This is a genomic window from Marinobacterium sp. YM272, assembly GCF_050908845.1.
In the GTDB taxonomy this organism is placed as follows: Bacteria; Pseudomonadota; Gammaproteobacteria; order Pseudomonadales; family Balneatricaceae; genus Marinobacterium_D.
Genome location: NZ_CP194171.1, coordinates 1,313,030 through 1,330,184, shown reverse-complemented (window position 1 = coordinate 1,330,184; position 17,155 = coordinate 1,313,030). Strand labels below are relative to the sequence as shown.

Below are 17,155 nucleotides of genomic sequence, written 5' to 3'. Positions count from 1 at the left end.
GAGGCAGCATAAGCGATATCAGCATGCGCAAGGGGTTTGAGCAGCGCCTGGAGCAGGCAAACCGGGAACTGAAGCGGGTCGCCACTCTGGACCCTCTAACGGGTGTGGGCAACCGGATGATGTGCGATGAATGGCTGGCCGACCAGCCTGCCAGCACCGAGTTGAACGTAATAATGCTCGATATCGACCACTTCAAACGGATCAACGACCGCTTCGGTCACGAGCGCGGCGACCAGGTGCTCGCCGCTGTCGCCCAATGTCTGAAGACAAAGATAGGCGGCAATGACCTCATCGTACGCTGGGGCGGTGAGGAGTTCCTGCTGATTTTGCCAGGCGTCAGCCCCCTGCGTGCACACGCCATCGCAGAGTCGTTACGACATGCGGTCGAACAACTCCCCCTATTGCCTTCAGAAGAGCCAATCACCCTCAGCCTGGGCGTATCGACCGGCAGCACAGAGAGTGTCAACGCAACGATCGGCCTTGCCGACGCGGCACTGTACCAGGCCAAACGCACAGGACGTAATCAAAGCGTCGCGCTGACGCAATCGAGTGAACCGGATCAAAACATGAAGTAAACGTTCGAAAGAACACAGCGCAGCAGAAGTCTCCAGCGCTTCAAGACGAGAAAACGTCCGCCTGTACCCCAAATGGCCACAGCGCCTTGTCCGTACACCCGACACCCAAAGGCAGATCGCTAATTAGCTGATCTGCCAATTGGTTAGCCAGGCGCCATAACTGCTAGCGGGCCTCACCAACAGCCAAACAGGTAACCGCGCTCTTTCGCCTTACCGGTCATACTGGCCACAGTTGCGTTGCTGATGGTGGTGCGCGTTTTACGCATCCGGTACCAGTCATAAAGCGCCTGCTCCATACGCTCAAGCTGTTCTGCATGAGCCAGGTCCTTACCCAAGTCGTGCTGCTCCTGGGGATCCGTCTCCAGATCGAAAAGCTGCGGCCGGAAATGTTCATAGTGCACATACTTCCAGCGACCATCGGTGATCATGATGGCACGGGTCTGATCGGGTGCCATTTCCAACGTAAAGCGTGCATGGCGCCAGGCATAATCAGCTTCGCTGACAGCGTACTCACGCCAGTGTTCAACCCTTCCGCCCTCAATCAGAGGCAACAGGGAGCGTCCCTCCAGAATATGGTCCGGCACTTCCGCGCCAGCCAGGTCCACAAAGGTGGGTACCAGGTCGATCGCTTCCACCAGACGGCCGTCTACCTGACCACGCGTCTCATCTGCAGCCGCGCGCGGATCATGAACAATCATAGGAATGCGGGCACTGGCCTCGTGGAACAGCTCTTTTTCGCCCAGCCAGTGGTCACCCAGGTAATCGCCATGATCGGCGGTTATAACGATTACCGTGTTGTCGTACTGACCAATCTCTTTCAGAAAGGCGATCAGGCGTGCCAGGTGGTCGTCCAGCTGGGTAATCAATCCCATGTAGGCCGGTATCACGCGCTGGCGCACCTCTTCACGGGAAAAGTTAACTGATTCCTCATGCTCCATGAACGCCTTGATAACCGGGTGCAGGTCGGCTTTTTCCTGCTCAGTCGCATTGGCCGGTAGTACATCGTCACTGGTGTACATATCGTGGTAGGGCGCCGGAGCAATGTAGGGCCAGTGCGGCTTGATATAGCTCAGATGCAGACACCAGGGCGTGTCAGCCGATTCGCGAATAAAATCCATCGCACGATTGGTGGTGTAGGCGGTCTCTGAGTGCTCTTCAGGCACGCGTGCCGGAAGGTCACAGTTACGCATGTACCAACCGGACAGCACTTCACCGTCCTCTCCCTCCGCCGAGTTAGCCCACTCATGCCAGGGGTTATCACCCGTAAAGCCCTGTTCACGCAGGTACTTGTTATAGGCCAGATCCGGCGAAACGCTCTGATCCGGGTGCAGACCGTCATCACGCTCGTAAGGTTCAAAACCACACTCGCTGAGCAGCACACCGCGGGAAGACTCAGGGTCGACGCCCAGACGCTGCATCCCTGCCACGTCCTTTTTCATATGAGTTTTGCCAACCAGGCCCACACGATAGCCCAGGGGGCGCAGGTAATCACCGATACTCTGCTCGGACAGGTTGAGCGGCACATTGTTGTAAGTCGCGCCATGAGAAGACGCATACCGCCCCGTGTAAAAAGACATCCGTGAAGGACCGCAGACCGGGGCCTGAGTATAGGCTCGAGTAAAATTAACACCGGACGCGGCCAGGCCATCGATAGTGGGCGTCTTGATAGTCGGATGTCCATTGCAGCCAAGGTAGTCGGCACGCAGCTGGTCTGCCATCACGAAGAGAATATTGGGTTGTTTTGCCATGTGGATATCTTCCATCTGTTCTCGGCGCCCAGGAGCCATAACCTAAGCCCCTGCAGCTCAAAAAAATCTGACGAAAGAGTAATCAATTATGGCAAGAGACAGACAAACAGTTTCACCTGGTGACATATCGCACCGTATAGGGCTGCAATTGGTGGGGAAAATGATCCACTGCATTACACAGCAAGGGATAACCCATTGAGTAGTTGCTGAGCCACTTGGACGAACCAGCAGAGCCAGAATCCTGAGTGATCCTATGAGCCGCCTTTGGCCAGAGACTGCCATAAGGTCAGCAGAGCCTGGGGGCTCATTCAGCCCTTAAGGTCACTTGTCAATTGGAGACTTAAGGTCGGTTTCGAGAGAGGGTAGGTATAGAAATTTTCAGCATGGGCACAAAATGGACCCATTTTGGGCACATGGCCTTTTCCGGAGGCCAGAAACAAAAAAGGCAGATCGCTAAGTAGCTGATCTGCCTTCTTTAAATTTGGTAGCGGGGGCTGGATTTGAACCAACGACCTTCGGGTTATGAGCCCGACGAGCTACCAGACTGCTCCACCCCGCATCAACGTGAGCAAACTATACCTATGGTTTATGGGACTGTCAAATCAAAACCAGGCTTTTTTTAGTTAAGCTCAGCCATTCGATCGCCGCCTGTGTAAGCAGGCGCTCCCTCCGGCGGACCAAAGAGAGACATAGCAAGCTAATCACCGACACTCCCTCCTGGGATCGCTGAGCGCATTAGGTATACTCGGAAGGTATTTTAAGGGAAGTAGCACCAGCAAAGGACGGTTATGCCGGAGCGAACCATTGCGCACTATCATCAGCATGCCAAGCACTATCAGGCACAATACAACTCGGTGCCCGCCGAGGAGGTTCATGGCGACTGGGCACACCTGCTAGCCGGTCGCACACAGGGCCAGGCACTGGATGTGGGTGCGGGCAGCGGCCGCGATGCTCTCTGGCTGTCGACCCTTGGATGGGCCGTGACCGCCGCCGAACCGGCTCAGCGATTGCGTGAACTCGGGGAACAGGCCACTGGCAAGCGGGTACGCTGGGTTGATGCCAGACTGCCGTCGCTCTCCAGCCTTGCAGGCCCCTCTGGCGGCTACGATCTGATTATTCTCTCCGCCGTCTGGATGCACCTGCCCGCCAGTGAGCGCCCACTTGCCCTTCAGCGCTTGTCACGACTGCTGGCCAACACCGGCTTACTGATCATCACGCTCCGTTTCGGCCCTTCCGACCCGGCACGCCCCATGTTTCCCGTCAGTACTGCCGAGCTGAATGCCCTGGCCAGAGACACCGGCTTACAGATGCAGCTTATCAACACCCAGGCATCCCATGACCGACTAAAGCGCGCCGATGTGAGCTGGCAGACAGCCCTGCTTCAGCATCAAACGGAGCCACAAGCGTGAGCGCCAGCCAGTACCTGCTGACCGGCAGCGATAACCGCCAGCTGCTGCCTGCACTGCGCCGAGCACTGACCCAGGCCACCGACATCGAGATCGCCGTCTCCTTTATTCGCTCTACCGGGCTCAATCTGATCTTTGGTGACCTTGAAGCCGCGCTGCAGTCCGACACCCGCAATGTCCGCCTGACGCTGCTGACCAGCGACTATCTGTGCATTACCGATCCCAAGGCACTGAAGAAGCTGATGCTACTGGCCGAACGCGGTGCCGATATCCGGGTTTTCGAGACAGGCTCTGCCGACAGTTTTCACCTCAAGGCCTATATCTTTGTGCGCTCAGCACAGGGAGAGCTTGTAAGCGCCGATGCCTTTGTTGGCTCCAGTAATATCAGCGCCAAGGCGCTAACCGATGGGCTGGAATGGAACTACCACCTGGACTACCCCAACGAGCAGGATTCCTCGGCTGCACAGCGGCTGGACGAAATCCGCCAGCAGTTTCAGAACCTGTTGCTGCAGCCCCAGGTACAGCCACTCAATGACGACTGGATCGAACAATACCGGCAGCGCTACGAGCAGGCTCGGAAAGTAGTTTCGATCCATACCGCCAGGGTGGATGAACAGGAACCTGAGCCCGAGATCCCTACTCCTCGGCCCCACCAAACAGACGCACTTGAGGCCCTGGTTTCCGCGCGCCAGCGGGGCTGGCAAAAAGGACTCGTCGTGCTGGCCACCGGTATGGGTAAAACCTACCTCGCAGCGTTCGATGCCGCACAGTTCGAAGCCGGGCGGGTACTTTTCGTGGCACACCGCGAAGAGATCCTGCTGCAGGCCGAAGAGAGTTTTCTGGCGATTTTGCCGCACAAACGGGTAGGTCGTTACAGCGGAAAACAAAAGGACCGCGAATCCGACCTGCTGTTTGCATCGGTACAGACCCTGGGCCGTGTAGCCCATCTGGAGCGCTTCAACCGCGATTATTTCGATTACATCGTGGTGGATGAATTTCACCACGCCGCCGCAGGTAGCTACCAGCGCCTGCTGGAATACTTTCAGCCCGGGTTCCTGTTGGGACTCACGGCGACGCCGGATCGGACCGACGGCTCTGACATTCTGCGACTGTGCGACCACAACCTGGTATATCGGCGGGATCTGTTTGACGGCATTAACGATCAGCAGCTCTGCCCGTTCAGCTACTTCGGTATCTTCGATAGCGAAGTGGATTACGAACATATCCCCTGGCGTAACGGTCGCTTCGACCCGGACAGGTTATCCACACAGCTTGCCACCCGCGCCCGCGCCCGCCATGCGCTGAAAGAGTGGCAGGATAAGTCCCAATCGCGCACCCTCGCCTTCTGCGCCTCGCGCAGCCATGCGGATTACATGGCTGACTCTTTCCGCAAACAGGGTATCCCTGCGGCCAGCGTGCATACCGAATCCGATCTGACCCGCTCCGAAGCGCTGGAGCAGCTGGCCAGCGGTGAACTGAACGTGCTGTTTTCGGTGGACCTGTTTAACGAGGGTGTCGACCTGCCACAGATCGATACGGTCATGATGCTGCGCCCCACGGAATCGAAAATACTTTTCCTGCAGCAGCTCGGCCGTGGTCTGCGCCTGAGCGAAGATAAGGAAAGGCTGGTGGTGCTGGACTTTGTCGGTAATCACCATAGCTTCCTGAACCGACCTGAAATGCTGTTCGGCCCCGCCTTTGATCACAAGCCGACGCGCAAGCAACTGACCGAGGCGGTAAAAAGCCCCAACGATCTGCTGCCGGATGGCTGCTACGTCAATTACGACCTGGGCTTTATCGAGTTTCTGGATAGTCTCACAGGCGACAGACTCGACGCCCAATACACCAAACTGAAGCAGAACCTGAAGCGGCGCCCCAGCCTGACCGAGTTCTGGCAAAGTGGCGCTAACCTGAGCCGGCTGCGACAGAGCTACGGCAGCTGGTGGGAATTTATCGATGAACAGGGCGATGCCACCGCTGATGAGCTGCAGGTACTTGAACAGCACGTGCAGTGGTTCCGTGACCTGACGGTCACCAAAACCTCCAAATCCTATAAGCTCGTGCTGCTGCACACCCTGCTGGATAAGCAGGCGCTGATTCAGCCTGCAACGCTGCAGGAACTGGCCGCCTGGGCTAAACGCTGGTTTCTCGATCATCCGGACTGGTTGGCGGATCTACCGAAAAGCAAACTGCCGCTGGATGAAGTCAGCGACCGGGGATGGCTAAGCCATTGGCGCGAAAACCCGATCACCCACTGGTGCACCCCTGAACAGAGCTCCAAGATTGAGTGGTTCGTTCAGGATGGTATGCAGTTTCGCTACCAGCAGAGCCTGGACGCCGCTGAACTACCCATATTCAGCGCAATGACGCGTGAGGTCCTGAACTGGCGCCTGGCTCAGTATGCGCAAAGCAAACTGCCACAGGTAAACACCTTAACGCCGACCGTACCTGAGCCGGCCTCTCCTGAAGCCGGGGAACAGCTGCCCTTCTTTCCCAATATCAAGATCGCCTGCGGTCATTTCAAAACCGGCCACGCCGATGTGGAAGAGTATCTGCCGGCACCGACAGGCTTTGGCAACCTCTCGGTAGAACGTCACTTCATCGCCCGCGCTTCGGGCAACTCCATGAACGGCGGTAAAACCCCGATCTACGATGGCGACTACCTGCTATTGGAACAGGTGACGCCCGAAAGCGCCGGCAGCATAAGCAACCAAACTATGGCGATCGAACGTCAGGACGGCGCCGGCGACAACCAGTACCTGCTGCGCAAGGTGCTCAAAAACGCCGATGGCAGCTATACGCTCAGAGCCAACAACCCGGACTACGAAGACCTGATCGCCGATGAAAGCATGGTCACCTTCGCCCGCCTCAAGGGAAGCGTGGATCCGCTGGAGCTGCTGGTCGGCCAGACGTTCATGCGCGAAGAGATCCCGCCACTGTTCGATGCCCAATTCAACCCGGGCAACTGGCAGTCAGGCCACGTGGTATTGAAAGATCAACAGGCACAGATCCTGCTCGTGACACTGAACAAACAGGGCAAAGCCAGTGATCATCAGTACCACGACTATTTCATCGATAACGCCCACTTCCACTGGCAGTCACAGAACAGCACCAGCCCGGACAACAAACGTGGCCGCGAGATTATTGAGCATGAAAAGCTGGGCAGTCGGGTCTACCTTTTCGTGCGCGAACACAAACTGAATAGCGGTAAGGCAGCGCCCTTCCGTTATTACGGCGAAGTAAGCTATCAAAGCCATGAGGGTAGTAAACCGATGAGCGTGGTTTGGCAATTGAAAACACCCACTGCCTAAACTAATCAGCACAACGCTCGAAAGCAGACTGTCGGCTCTAGTCCTCGCGGGGCCTTAAAATCTCTCGTAAAAGAAAAAACCGCTCCCCTAAAGGAAGCGGCTTTGTTTTCGATTAACCCAATAACGCTACACCACACTGGTCTTACATTGCCGTGGCATTCAGTAGCATCCGCATAGCCTCAGCCAGCTTGCGCTCTGCCTCACTGTGGTTGCCCGCATTGTGAGCGGCCATGCCCTCATCTTTGAGTGCCATGACCTGGCTGCGCGTATCGTCGCTGACTTCCATGTTCGCAAGACCGGCTTCAATCGCCTTCGCGTCCATCGGACAATGGCTTGCCATAGCTGGAGCCGAAAGCGCTACCGCCAGTAGAGCCGTGACGCAGGCGGTTTTTATTCTGAACATGATCAACCTCCCGTTCCGGTGCGTTGGATCAGTTTGAGTATAGTTCAGCCCTGTGTTGATCGGCCGTAAAGCTCACGCTGGAGGGAGGTCGCTGCAGGAATCACATATCCAGAGGGCATAACAACCCCGTGCCGATTGAAGCTGGCACGGTGGTTATTTTAAACCAAGGCGGTTGATCGCGACGGGGCATGGCGCCTACAAAACCGACAAAAAAGGGGCTGAACCCGATAGAGTCCAGCCCCTTTTTTAGGTCGGCCGCGAACCGTTACGGCCGGCTGCCGCCGTAAACAACGAACCAGGGGTTCAGGGTTTCAGCGGTGTTGGCGTAACCCAGTACCTCGCCTTCCGGTGTTTCGATAGCACCGCCCGCCGCGTTAACAACGGCATGCGCGGCACCGGTATCCCAAAGGCAGGTCGGCCCAAGACGCGGATAAAGATCGGCAGCACCTTCAGCCACCAGACAGATCTTCAGCGAGCTGCCCATGGGCACCAGTTCATACTCGCCCAGCGGCTTCAGCCAATCCAGCGTATCCTGGCTGGCGTGGGAGCGACTGCCCACAACACGCCACGCAGCATCTGCATGCACGGCCACTTCGATAGGCTGACGTTCGTTCTTACCTTCAATTTTGAAGGCACCTACGCCTTCTGCACCCAGGTAGGTGACATCCAGAGCGGGCGCATAGACTACGCCCAGAACCGGACGGCCCTGCTCAATCAGAGCGATATTGACGGTGAACTCGCCATTACGCTTGATGAACTCCTTGGTGCCATCCAGCGGATCAACCAACCAGTAGCGGCCATTTTCATCAGCGCCATGGAACGCCTCTACCGCCTCTTCGGTCAACACCGGGATAGATACCGGCAGCGCCTCAAGACCTGCAACAATGATGCTGTTGGCCGCTTTGTCTGCCTCGGTCAGAGGCGACTTGTCCTCTTTCTCTTCGATGGTGAATTCGCGGCTGTAGATCGCCATGATCGCCTCGCCCGCTTTCAGGGCGATCTGCTCTACCTGGTCCATCAGCGCCGGCAGTGAAATATCGGTCATTTTCTATTCCTGCTATTCATGGCAAATGCCCTGCCTGAAACCCGGGCCGGGCACCTGTCCTTGGTAGGTTAAAGCTTAGAGCGTGGGAACGATGCCCCGTGCCTGCAGCTGACGGATCACCTGATCGGCCGCTTCTTCCGCCGTGCAGCGGGTGGTATCCAGCACGACCTCGGCCGCTTCCGGTGCCTCGTAGGCGGAGTCGATACCGGTGAAGTTTTTAAGTTCACCGCGACGCGCCTTTTTATACAGACCTTTCGGATCACGGTCTTCCGCCACTTCCAGCGGTGTATTGACGAACACCTCGACGAATTCGCCCTCCTCAACCATACCGCGCGCCATGGCACGTTCGGAACGGAACGGAGAGATAAAGGCGGTGATCACGATAAGGCCGGCGTCTGCCATCAGCTTGGCGACCTCTGCCACACGACGGATATTTTCCACCCGGTCGGCATCGGTAAAGCCGAGGTCCTTGTTCAGGCCGTGGCGGACATTGTCACCATCCAACAGGTAGGTGTGGTGACCCATGGCATGAAGCTTTTTCTCCACCAGGTTGGCAATGGTGGATTTGCCGGCGCCGGAAAGACCAGTCAGCCAGAGAACACTGGGCTTCTGGTTTTTGGCAACTGCACGAGCGGCCTTGTCCACATCCACATGCTGCATATGAATGTTCTGGCTACGACGCAGAGAGAAATGGATCATGCCGGCGGCAACCGTGTTGTTACTCATACGGTCGACCAGGATGAAACCACCGGTGTCCTGGTTCTCCTTGTAGGGGTCAAAGGCGATCGCCCGGTCCAGGCTGATATTGCAGATACCGATACCGTTCAGCGCCAGGTTCTTGGCCGCCGTATGTTCCAAGGTGTTCACGTTCACCTGGTACTTGATATCGGTGACGGTGGCGGTCACGGTCTGGGTACCGACCTTCAGCAGGTAGGGACGACCGGGCAGCAGCGGCTCATCGTGCATCCAGACGATAGTGGTTTCGAACTGCTCGGCGGTTTGTGCCGGCTGCTCGGTGGTTGAGATCACATCGCCACGGGAGATATCGATCTCATCCGCCAGTGTAAGGGTAACGGACTGGCCGGCAACCGCCTCATCCAGCTCACCGTCATAGGTATAGATGCTGGCCACGCGGCTGGTTTTGCCGGAGGGCTGAACACGAATCTCATCACCCGGGCGAATCACGCCGCTGGCCAGGGTTCCGGAGAAGCCGCGAAAATCCAGGTTGGGACGGTTAACCCACTGCACAGGCATACGGAAGGGATTACGCTGCAGGCGGTCATCATCCACCTCAACGGTTTCCAGGTAGCCCATCAGGGTGGTGCCGTGGTACCACGGAGTGCTGTCACTCAGAGCGGTGATGTTGTCGCCCTTGAGCGCCGACATCGGGATAAAGGTGATCTCATCCAGGTCGAGCTGCTTGGCGAATTCACTGTACTCGTCACGGATCCTGTTGAAGACCTCTTCGGAGTAGTTCATCAGGTCCATTTTATTGATCGCCACTACGATGTGGCGGATACCGATCAGCGACATCAGATAGCTGTGGCGTCGAGTCTGGGTCAGGATGCCCTTACGCGCATCAACCATCAGAATCGCTGCGTCGGCGGTAGAGGCGCCGGTCACCATGTTACGGGTGTACTGCTCGTGCCCCGGAGTATCGGCAACGATAAACTTGCGACGATCGGTGGAGAAGAAGCGATAGGCAACATCGATAGTGATGCCCTGCTCACGTTCGGCGGCCAGGCCATCCACCAGCAGCGCGAAGTCGATATCTTCGCCCTGAGTACCGTATTTTTTGGAGTCAGACTCGATCGCGGAAAGCTGATCTTCAAACAGCATCTTGGAGTCGAACAGCAGACGACCGATCAGCGTACTCTTGCCGTCGTCCACGCTGCCACAGGTGATAAAGCGCAGCAGGCCCTTGTTCTCGTGCTGTTTCAGGTACTGTTCGATGTCGCTGGAAATCAGGTCAGATACGTGTGCCATCAGAAATAGCCCTCCTGCTTTTTCTTCTCCATGGAGGCGGCGGAATCGTGGTCGATCACACGGCCCTGGCGTTCTGAGGTTTTGGTCAGGAGCATCTCCTGAATGATTGACGGCAGGGTATCCGCCTCGGATTCAACGGCGCCGGTCAGCGGGTAGCAGCCCAGGGTACGGAAACGCACCTTGCGCATCATCGGCACTTCACCCTCTTTCAGCGGCATGCGCTCGTCATCCACCATGATCAGGGTGCCATCACGCTCAACCACCGGACGGGTTGCCGAGTAGTACAGCGGAACGATGGGGATATTTTCCAGATAGATGTACTGCCAGATATCCAGCTCGGTCCAGTTCGACAGCGGGAATACGCGCATGCTCTCACCCTTCTGCTTGCGCGCGTTGTACAGCTTCCACAGTTCGGGGCGCTGCCCCTTGGGATCCCAGCGATGCTGAGCAGTGCGGAAAGAGAAGATACGCTCCTTGGCGCGGGACTTCTCTTCATCACGACGGGCACCGCCAAAGGCCGCATCGAAACCGTACTTGTTAAGGGCCTGCTTCAGGCCTTCGGTTTTCATGATGTCGGTGTGCAGGGCAGAGCCGTGGGTAAAGGGGTTGATGTCTTTCTCAACGCCTTCCGGATTGACGTGCACGATCAGGTCAAGGCCGAGATCTTTGGCTATCTGATCCCGAAACTCGTACATTTCACGGAATTTCCAGCGGGTATCCACGTGCAGCAGCGGGAACGGCGGCTTGGAGGGCGCGAACGCCTTCATGGCCAGGTGCAGCATCACTGCGCTGTCCTTGCCGATGGAGTAAAGCATCACCGGGTTTTCCGCTTCTGCCACCACTTCGCGCATGATATGGATGCTTTCCGCTTCCAGGCGCTTCAAATGTGTAAGAGACATAGAATTCCTTTAACCAGTCTGTGGTTATATAAAATCAGTTATCTAAAATCAGTTATCTAATGTGAGTATCTAAAGTCAGGATGAGCGCAGCTCCACCTCGGGAGGCACTGCAATCAAATTGATCCGGGTGTCATGTTGATCGAGCCAGGCCTGAAGCCGGCTGGCGCGCCACAGGTCCAGTCCCGCGAGACACAGGGCCAGGGGCGCCTTCTTTTGTGCCAGCAGCCGCTCCAACACGTCGATCAACCAGCTCTCGGTCGGCCAGTGCGAGGTCTCCAGCCAGAGCTGCTTGCGAAGAGCGGTCTGGAGGTATAACTGAAAGGTATCCGGGGAACGGCGCGCCGGCTGGCAGTAGGCAAGCAGCAGGCTGGCCTGATGCAGTTCCGCCCACTCCAGCAACGGCTCATACTCCTGCCGGTACCAACGGGCAGCAGGATTCCGCACACCCTTGGGTTTACGCACCTTCAGCGCAGGACAGTCCAGATGCCACTCCTGCAGCAATCGCGATACCGCGCGCTCCGAGATCTGCACGCCGAACAGGCTCGCGACTTCAGCCGCCACTGTTTCACGGCCCCAGAGCCCCGTTACCGGCGGTTCCAGGAGTCGCTCGCGCAGCCGTTGCTGCTGCTCTGTAGAGAGACCACTACCCTCTCCCGCCTTACGCCCTCTAGGCGCCGGTTTGATCGCCGCCCAGCCACCGTTTTCAAATGCCTTGAAAACCTTGGTTATCGTGGGCACGGAGAGCCCCGTCTGAGCAGAGGTTTCCGCCAGGGTATAGCCTGAGATACGAAGCTGAACAGCCCGAATTCGGGCCTGCTCCAGATTCTTCGGCGCTAAATCCTTAATAGCCAAAACCTCGTTAATTTATTGTTTTATAAAGAATTAAAAAGAAATAAACATCAAAAACCTGTTATTACCATGGACAGTTTATTAAAGCCTTCTATAAAATTTCAACCTTTTACGGTCAATACCCAGGGAGTTGCGCAATGGAGTGGGGAGTTCTTGCATCGGTTATTGGCCTGCTGGCGGTGCTGGCAAGCGGCCGCGTCCAGCCTGCCACTGCGTTTGTGACCCTTGCCTGCGGATACCTGCTGACCGGATTGGTCGATCTGCCCGAACTGCTCGGCAGCTTTGCCAACCCGGCCCTGGCCACCCTTATCCTCCTGCTGCTGATCTCGCTGACACTGGAGCGCTCTCCGCTGCTCGACCAGATCTCCGACCGAATCATCTCCGGGCGGCAGTCTTCCGCGCTGCTCAAGCTGATGGCCACCAGCGCCGTGCTCTCAGCCTTTTTGAACAACACCGCTATCGTGGCGTCCTTTCTAGGTACTCTGTCCCGCCAGACCCGCATCCCTGCTTCCCGACTGCTGATCCCCCTCTCCTACGCATCCATACTGGGCGGCATTACCACGCTGGTGGGCACCTCCACCAACTTGGTGGTCAGCTCCTTCGCCGTGGATGCGGGGCTACCAGAACTCAGCATGTTCCAGTTCAGCCTGGTGGGCGTACCTGTTGCGCTGGTCTGCCTGGCCGCGCTGATGCTCAGCGCGCACTGCCTGCCCAACAACAGCACCACAAGCCGGGATAGCCGCCAGTCCTACTTCCTGACCACCGAAGTCGCGGTGGATTCTCCGCTGGTGGGGAAAAGTATTGAAGCCAACGCCATGCGTAACTTGGATGGCCTGTTCCTGCTGGAAATCGAACGCGACGGCCGGCTGATCAGCCCGGTGACGCCTGAGGAGGTCGTCCAGGCCAGGGATCTGCTGATATTTACCGGAGAGGTGAACAAGGTACAGGCGCTGCAACGCTTTCAGGGCTTGAAACTGATGGGGGAAGACGCCGACGACCTGCTGGCCAGCAATCTGGTGGAGGTGGTGATCTCAAATGAATCCGAGCTCGCCAACCGAACCCTGCAGGATATGGACTTCCGCACCACGTTCAACGCGGGCGTGGTAGGGATCCGGCGCGGGGAGCGTCGACTTGAGGGGCAGCTGGGGCGCATCCCCCTGCGTGTGGGTGACAGCCTCTTACTCGCCGTAGGCGGCGACTTTAGTCAGCATCGTAATCTGGACCGCAACTTTCATCTGCTCAGCGGCACCCTGCAACGCCCTCGCCTGAGCATGAAGCAAAGCCTCGCTGCGCTTGGCGGTTTTGCAGCCGCGATTTTGGGCGCGTCGCTGGGCATCATCAGCCTTTTCGAGGCGCTGCTCTGTCTGCTGGGTCTGTTTCTGCTGGGAGGGCTGCTCAATGTTAACGAAATGCGCCGCCGCTTCCCGTTCGAGCTGTTTCTGGTGATAGGCTCAGCACTGACCGTCGCCAAGGGAATGAGCGCATCAGGCGCGGCGGGACTGGTCGCAGAAGGTATGCAGGCGTTATTCAACGGCTATGGTGTATACGCAGCTTTCGTCGGCATTTTTCTGCTGACGCTGATATTGACGGAAACGGTCACCAATAACGCCGCCGCCGCGCTGGCCTTTCCGATCGCCTTATCCACAGCCCAAGCGTTCAACGCCGACCCCATGCCGTTCATTATGGCTGTGGCCTACGGCGCCAGCGCCTGCTTCCTGATTCCATTCGGTTACCAGACCCACCTGATGGTTTATTCACCGGGCCGGTACCGTTTAGCGGACTATCTGAAAACGGGCCTGCCGGTAAGTCTGCTTTACACCGCAGCGGTGCTTATCCTTACGCCGCTGGTGTTTCCGTTTAACGCTTAAACCCGCTTGCGAATCCGGCGCCAAACGTGGGTTCTGAGCGCTGTTTTCCGCTTCTCCTGCCTCTGCCTTTGCAGGATATCGACGGCGGTTTCCGCGTTGATCTGGTCTCCGCTGTCCGGGTCAACATAGAGCGGGTAACGGATAAGCGTCGCCGCCACCAGTTCATCCAGAGTCCGTCTGCGGGTGCGGCGCGGGCAGGCGATATGATCCTCTGTTAGCCCCCAACCGGCATAGAACGGCAGCCCCCAGGTATAAACCGGGATATCTCGCAGCAACGCTTCAAACCCGGTCAGAGACGTCAGGGTATGAACCTCATTTACCTGCTCGAGCAGATCAGGCATCGCCAGATCCCGCACTTCCAGATCGAAATACTCCTGTCCAGGCACTTCTCCCTTGCGGGCACCTTCTAGCACATCCGGGTGGGGTTTATAGATGATATAGGCATCCGGACAACACTCTCGGACGGCCTGCAGCAGTTCAAGGTTGGTCTGCATCCGGGGCGATCCGGTGCGGATAGAGGCATCGGTTTCAACCTGCCCCGGCACCAGCACAATTTTGCGATCCTTCGGCAGATTCAATCGCTGCTGCTTGCCCACGTTGTACTTGGACAGTTTCAGGGCAACGAGACACTGTCTTAACGCCTCTGCCCGTCGTAATAGATCCGGCGAGAACTCGTCATGCTCAAGCATCTGTTCAAGGTCACTGGCAGAGGATGCATCGTAGTAGATTCCCCGTGAATCCATCACCAGTGACAAGGGATCGATCAGATCTACTCCCAAGCCAACGGAGCGGACAAAGCCATCTTCCATACGCCAGAGTTCTTGCTCCCTCTTCTGGCAGCGGGCAATCAGATCCGCATCCAGCTTGGAAGCCCAGGCCAGCACTTTGGGTGCGGATACCTCCGACGCCAGCTGTTTCCACTCAACCTTTGCACGTGGGCCGAGAAAGCGTCCGACAAATGCTCGCTTCCAGCCAGCAAAATCGACCGCATCCCAGTCACCAGCAAAGCGATCCCTCGCCCGTTTTTGATCGCCGATCAACGCTACCGTATCTTCGAACTCGCAGCGCTTCCCTGTGTAAGGGTTGATATAGCGGCAGTACTGCAGATAGGCGGCGTAAAACACCGACTCAAGACTGCGGCTAACGCCCCGCCGCTTAGATACCTGACGATCAGAGGTAAGCCCCCACCCGGCATAGAACGGCATACCAAAGCAGTGCACCTTCTTGCCCGCCAGCAGCGCCTCAAAACCGAACTGACTGGTCACCACATAGACCTGATCGACAAGGTCCAACAACGCCCAGGGGTTCAGGTCCTCCCCGATCAGACGACAGCCTGCAGCACGGGCCTGCTCCAGCAGGTGTCCCTGCTTTTTACCTGCGATCACATCCGGGTGTACCTTGACGAGAACCTCGGCATCCGGATTTTCAGCCACGGCAGCATCAAGCATTTCACTGAAAGAGCTGGCACTGGCCAAGCCATATTCGATGGAGGCATCGCCTGCGGTTTGATCCACAACCAGCACGCGGGAGGCCTTGCCTTCCAATCCGGCAGGCTGCCGATCCGGTGCATGGTTATATTTGGAGAGTCGATAGCTCTTGAGCAGCTCGATACAATCGCGGGCCCGCTGCAGCTGAGCCGGCTCCAGAGTCTGCTCAGATATGAGCGATTCAAGATCGGAAGGACGGGTGGCGTCGTAATAGATACCCCGTTGGTCAACGATAAGGCTATGCAGCGGCGCGCCATCAACACCCAGCCCCAGTGAACGCAGAAAACCATCCTCAAGTGACAGGAAGGGTAAACCAAGTCTTGCGGCATACTCCCGGGCTTTAGCGGCACTGGGCTTTAGCCCCCAACCGGCTACATGGGTGAGCCTCAAAAACCTCGTCAGGGCAGAAATCCGTACGCAGGGTGCCCCCACCAGCTCAGCCAACCAGGGTGTCTGGCCGAGCCCTTTTACAACATAGCCGACGCGCATACTCAGTTAACGCAATCCCTGTCAAAGGAGCCTATCTGATTGCGCTGAGTACCTGCCGCAATTTTCTTGGGATCCTGGCTTTCCAGTTCCCGCTGCCAGACCTTTTCAAACAGCCAGGCGGTCGCGCGAGGGAAAGGGGTAAACAGCGGATTAAAGGGGTTGTCCCGTGCCTGCATCCAGATCGTCATGCGGCGGCTGGGTTGCTCAGCAACGCCTCGGCGATGAAATCCATAGACGTTTCCGATCAACAAGGTATTTTCCGGCACGTGTAAGGCTTTCGCCTCAAGGCCCATTTCCGCCAGGTCAGCCTCAGTGGCCCGGAATGAACCATCCCAATAGCGCCCGGGCTGGCGTTTATCACCCTGCTTGGAAGCTTCCAGGCTTTCGCGGTACTCCCACTTCAACCGCTTCCAGGTGAGGCGGTGAGAACCAGGCACATAGACATGGGGACCGTTGCGATTATCGGCGGCATCGAGAAACAGCCAGCCTTTTACGCAGGGGTGAAAAGTATCGGTATGAAAATCCCTTTGCGGGTCGGGCTGAGGAGCCACGTTGGCGTGGTTGCAAAGGTTCTCAATGAAAAAGAAAGGTGGCCGGTTCTTGGATGAGCACCAGCGCATCAGCCGGTCCAGACGTCGACCATCGGTAAACGCACTGATTTCCCGTAGCTCGGCGCGCTTATCCTGGGTCAGAAAAGCACGCTGGGTTAGCGTAGTGCCTTCGACGAACTCGCGGATTAGCCCCTGATAATTTTCAGCCTCAGCCTTCAAACACAGGAAGTGCCCACGTTCGAGAAAATTCCGTTTCAGGATATAGCCATCTCGCAGAAAAGCTTCCCGATCCTCTTTTGCCACCAATGGCGCCAACAGCATCAGACGGAAACGGAACAGCCCCTGAGACACCACAACCCGCGCCACATGCAGGCCGCAGCGATTGAGCCAGTAATTGCCAATGATCGGGTTTTGCTTGAAGCTTTTTGCCCAGGTAAAAAGCTCGATAAACCAGTACGGGTAACGCAAAACGCGACCAATGACCGACTTTGCTTGCTGCATCCATATCTCCAGGAAGCCAATCGAAGACTACTGCGCA

General features: G+C 57.1%; 12 protein-coding genes and 1 tRNA gene. 4 read left to right on the top strand and 9 right to left on the bottom strand.

The features are described 5' to 3' along the window. Positions 1-23: 23 nt before the first annotated feature. A complete protein-coding gene (locus ACQUQP_RS06135; protein ID WP_432697919.1) occupies positions 24-575 on the top strand; it encodes a GGDEF domain-containing protein in 552 nt (183 codons plus the stop codon). A 173-nt stretch (positions 576-748) separates the two neighbouring features. Here ACQUQP_RS06135 and ACQUQP_RS06130 read toward each other — a convergent pair whose 3' ends face one another. Next, entirely contained in the window at positions 749-2,323 is a 1,575-nt protein-coding gene (locus tag ACQUQP_RS06130; protein ID WP_432697918.1) for an alkaline phosphatase family protein, read from the bottom strand. Between the two features lie 482 nt (positions 2,324-2,805). Then, positions 2,806-2,882, bottom strand: a tRNA-Met gene (locus ACQUQP_RS06125). Between the two features lie 229 nt (positions 2,883-3,111). On the opposite strand from ACQUQP_RS06125, the gene ACQUQP_RS06120 reads away from it, so the two are divergent. Both ACQUQP_RS06120 and ACQUQP_RS06115 read left to right on the top strand, forming a co-directional pair. After that, a complete protein-coding gene (locus ACQUQP_RS06120; protein WP_432697917.1) occupies positions 3,112-3,732 on the top strand; it encodes a class I SAM-dependent methyltransferase in 621 nt (206 codons plus the stop codon). After that, the gene (locus ACQUQP_RS06115) at positions 3,729-7,040 is read left to right on the top strand and encodes a DUF3427 domain-containing protein (RefSeq protein WP_432697916.1); all 3,312 of its coding nucleotides are present in this window, start codon (positions 3,729-3,731) and stop codon (positions 7,038-7,040) included. The genes ACQUQP_RS06120 and ACQUQP_RS06115 overlap by 4 nt, the downstream gene beginning before the upstream one ends. Before the next feature lie 142 nt (positions 7,041-7,182). On the opposite strand, the gene ACQUQP_RS06110 is transcribed toward ACQUQP_RS06115, so the two are convergent. The 5 genes from ACQUQP_RS06110 to ACQUQP_RS06090 form a co-directional block, all read right to left on the bottom strand. After that, complete coding sequence (locus ACQUQP_RS06110) at positions 7,183-7,380, bottom strand: hypothetical protein (RefSeq protein WP_432697915.1); 198 nt, start codon at positions 7,378-7,380, stop codon at positions 7,183-7,185. Positions 7,381-7,708: 328 nt separating this feature from the next. Then, a complete protein-coding gene (gene cysQ / locus ACQUQP_RS06105) occupies positions 7,709-8,488 on the bottom strand; it encodes a 3'(2'),5'-bisphosphate nucleotidase CysQ (protein ID WP_432697914.1) in 780 nt (259 codons plus the stop codon). A gap of 75 nt (positions 8,489-8,563) precedes the next feature. Then, positions 8,564-10,474, bottom strand: coding sequence for a sulfate adenylyltransferase subunit CysN (cysN, locus tag ACQUQP_RS06100; RefSeq protein WP_432697913.1), 1,911 nt, complete (start codon positions 10,472-10,474; stop codon positions 8,564-8,566). Further along, positions 10,474-11,373 (bottom strand): sulfate adenylyltransferase subunit CysD, encoded by a 900-nt coding sequence (cysD, locus tag ACQUQP_RS06095; RefSeq protein WP_432697912.1) that lies wholly within the window; start codon positions 11,371-11,373, stop codon positions 10,474-10,476. The genes cysN and cysD overlap by 1 nt, the downstream gene beginning before the upstream one ends. A 75-nt stretch (positions 11,374-11,448) precedes the next feature. Further along, complete coding sequence (locus tag ACQUQP_RS06090; RefSeq protein WP_432697911.1) at positions 11,449-12,225, bottom strand: helix-turn-helix domain-containing protein; 777 nt, start codon at positions 12,223-12,225, stop codon at positions 11,449-11,451. A gap of 134 nt (positions 12,226-12,359) precedes the next feature. On the opposite strand from ACQUQP_RS06090, the gene ACQUQP_RS06085 reads away from it, so the two are divergent. Next, positions 12,360-14,090 (top strand): SLC13 family permease, encoded by a 1,731-nt coding sequence (locus ACQUQP_RS06085; RefSeq protein ID WP_432697910.1) that lies wholly within the window; start codon positions 12,360-12,362, stop codon positions 14,088-14,090. Here the strand turns inward: ACQUQP_RS06085 and ACQUQP_RS06080 are convergent. Both ACQUQP_RS06080 and ACQUQP_RS06075 read right to left on the bottom strand, forming a co-directional pair. Further along, entirely contained in the window at positions 14,087-16,066 is a 1,980-nt protein-coding gene (locus tag ACQUQP_RS06080) for a capsular polysaccharide biosynthesis protein (RefSeq protein WP_432697909.1), read from the bottom strand. The genes ACQUQP_RS06085 and ACQUQP_RS06080 overlap by 4 nt on opposite strands. A 2-nt stretch (positions 16,067-16,068) precedes the next feature. After that, the gene (locus ACQUQP_RS06075; protein ID WP_432697908.1) at positions 16,069-17,118 is read right to left on the bottom strand and encodes a phytanoyl-CoA dioxygenase family protein; all 1,050 of its coding nucleotides are present in this window, start codon (positions 17,116-17,118) and stop codon (positions 16,069-16,071) included. Positions 17,119-17,155: the final 37 nt, after the last annotated feature.

Excerpts from the sequence above, each read along its gene's own strand:
- ACQUQP_RS06135 (WP_432697919.1), top strand. The coding sequence starts at position 24 with ATGCGCAAGGGGTTTGAGCAGCGCCTGGAGCAGGCAAACCGGGAACTG.
- ACQUQP_RS06130 (WP_432697918.1), bottom strand. The coding sequence starts at position 2,323 with ATGGCAAAACAACCCAATATTCTCTTCGTGATGGCAGACCAGCTGCGT.
- ACQUQP_RS06120 (WP_432697917.1), top strand. The coding sequence starts at position 3,112 with ATGCCGGAGCGAACCATTGCGCACTATCATCAGCATGCCAAGCACTAT.
- ACQUQP_RS06110 (WP_432697915.1), bottom strand. The coding sequence starts at position 7,380 with ATGGCAAGCCATTGTCCGATGGACGCGAAGGCGATTGAAGCCGGTCTT.
- cysQ (WP_432697914.1), bottom strand. The coding sequence starts at position 8,488 with ATGACCGATATTTCACTGCCGGCGCTGATGGACCAGGTAGAGCAGATC.
- cysN (WP_432697913.1), bottom strand. The coding sequence starts at position 10,474 with ATGGCACACGTATCTGACCTGATTTCCAGCGACATCGAACAGTACCTG.
- cysD (WP_432697912.1), bottom strand. The coding sequence starts at position 11,373 with ATGTCTCTTACACATTTGAAGCGCCTGGAAGCGGAAAGCATCCATATC.
- ACQUQP_RS06085 (WP_432697910.1), top strand. The coding sequence starts at position 12,360 with ATGGAGTGGGGAGTTCTTGCATCGGTTATTGGCCTGCTGGCGGTGCTG.
- ACQUQP_RS06080 (WP_432697909.1), bottom strand. The coding sequence starts at position 16,066 with ATGCGCGTCGGCTATGTTGTAAAAGGGCTCGGCCAGACACCCTGGTTG.
- ACQUQP_RS06075 (WP_432697908.1), bottom strand. The coding sequence starts at position 17,118 with ATGCAGCAAGCAAAGTCGGTCATTGGTCGCGTTTTGCGTTACCCGTAC.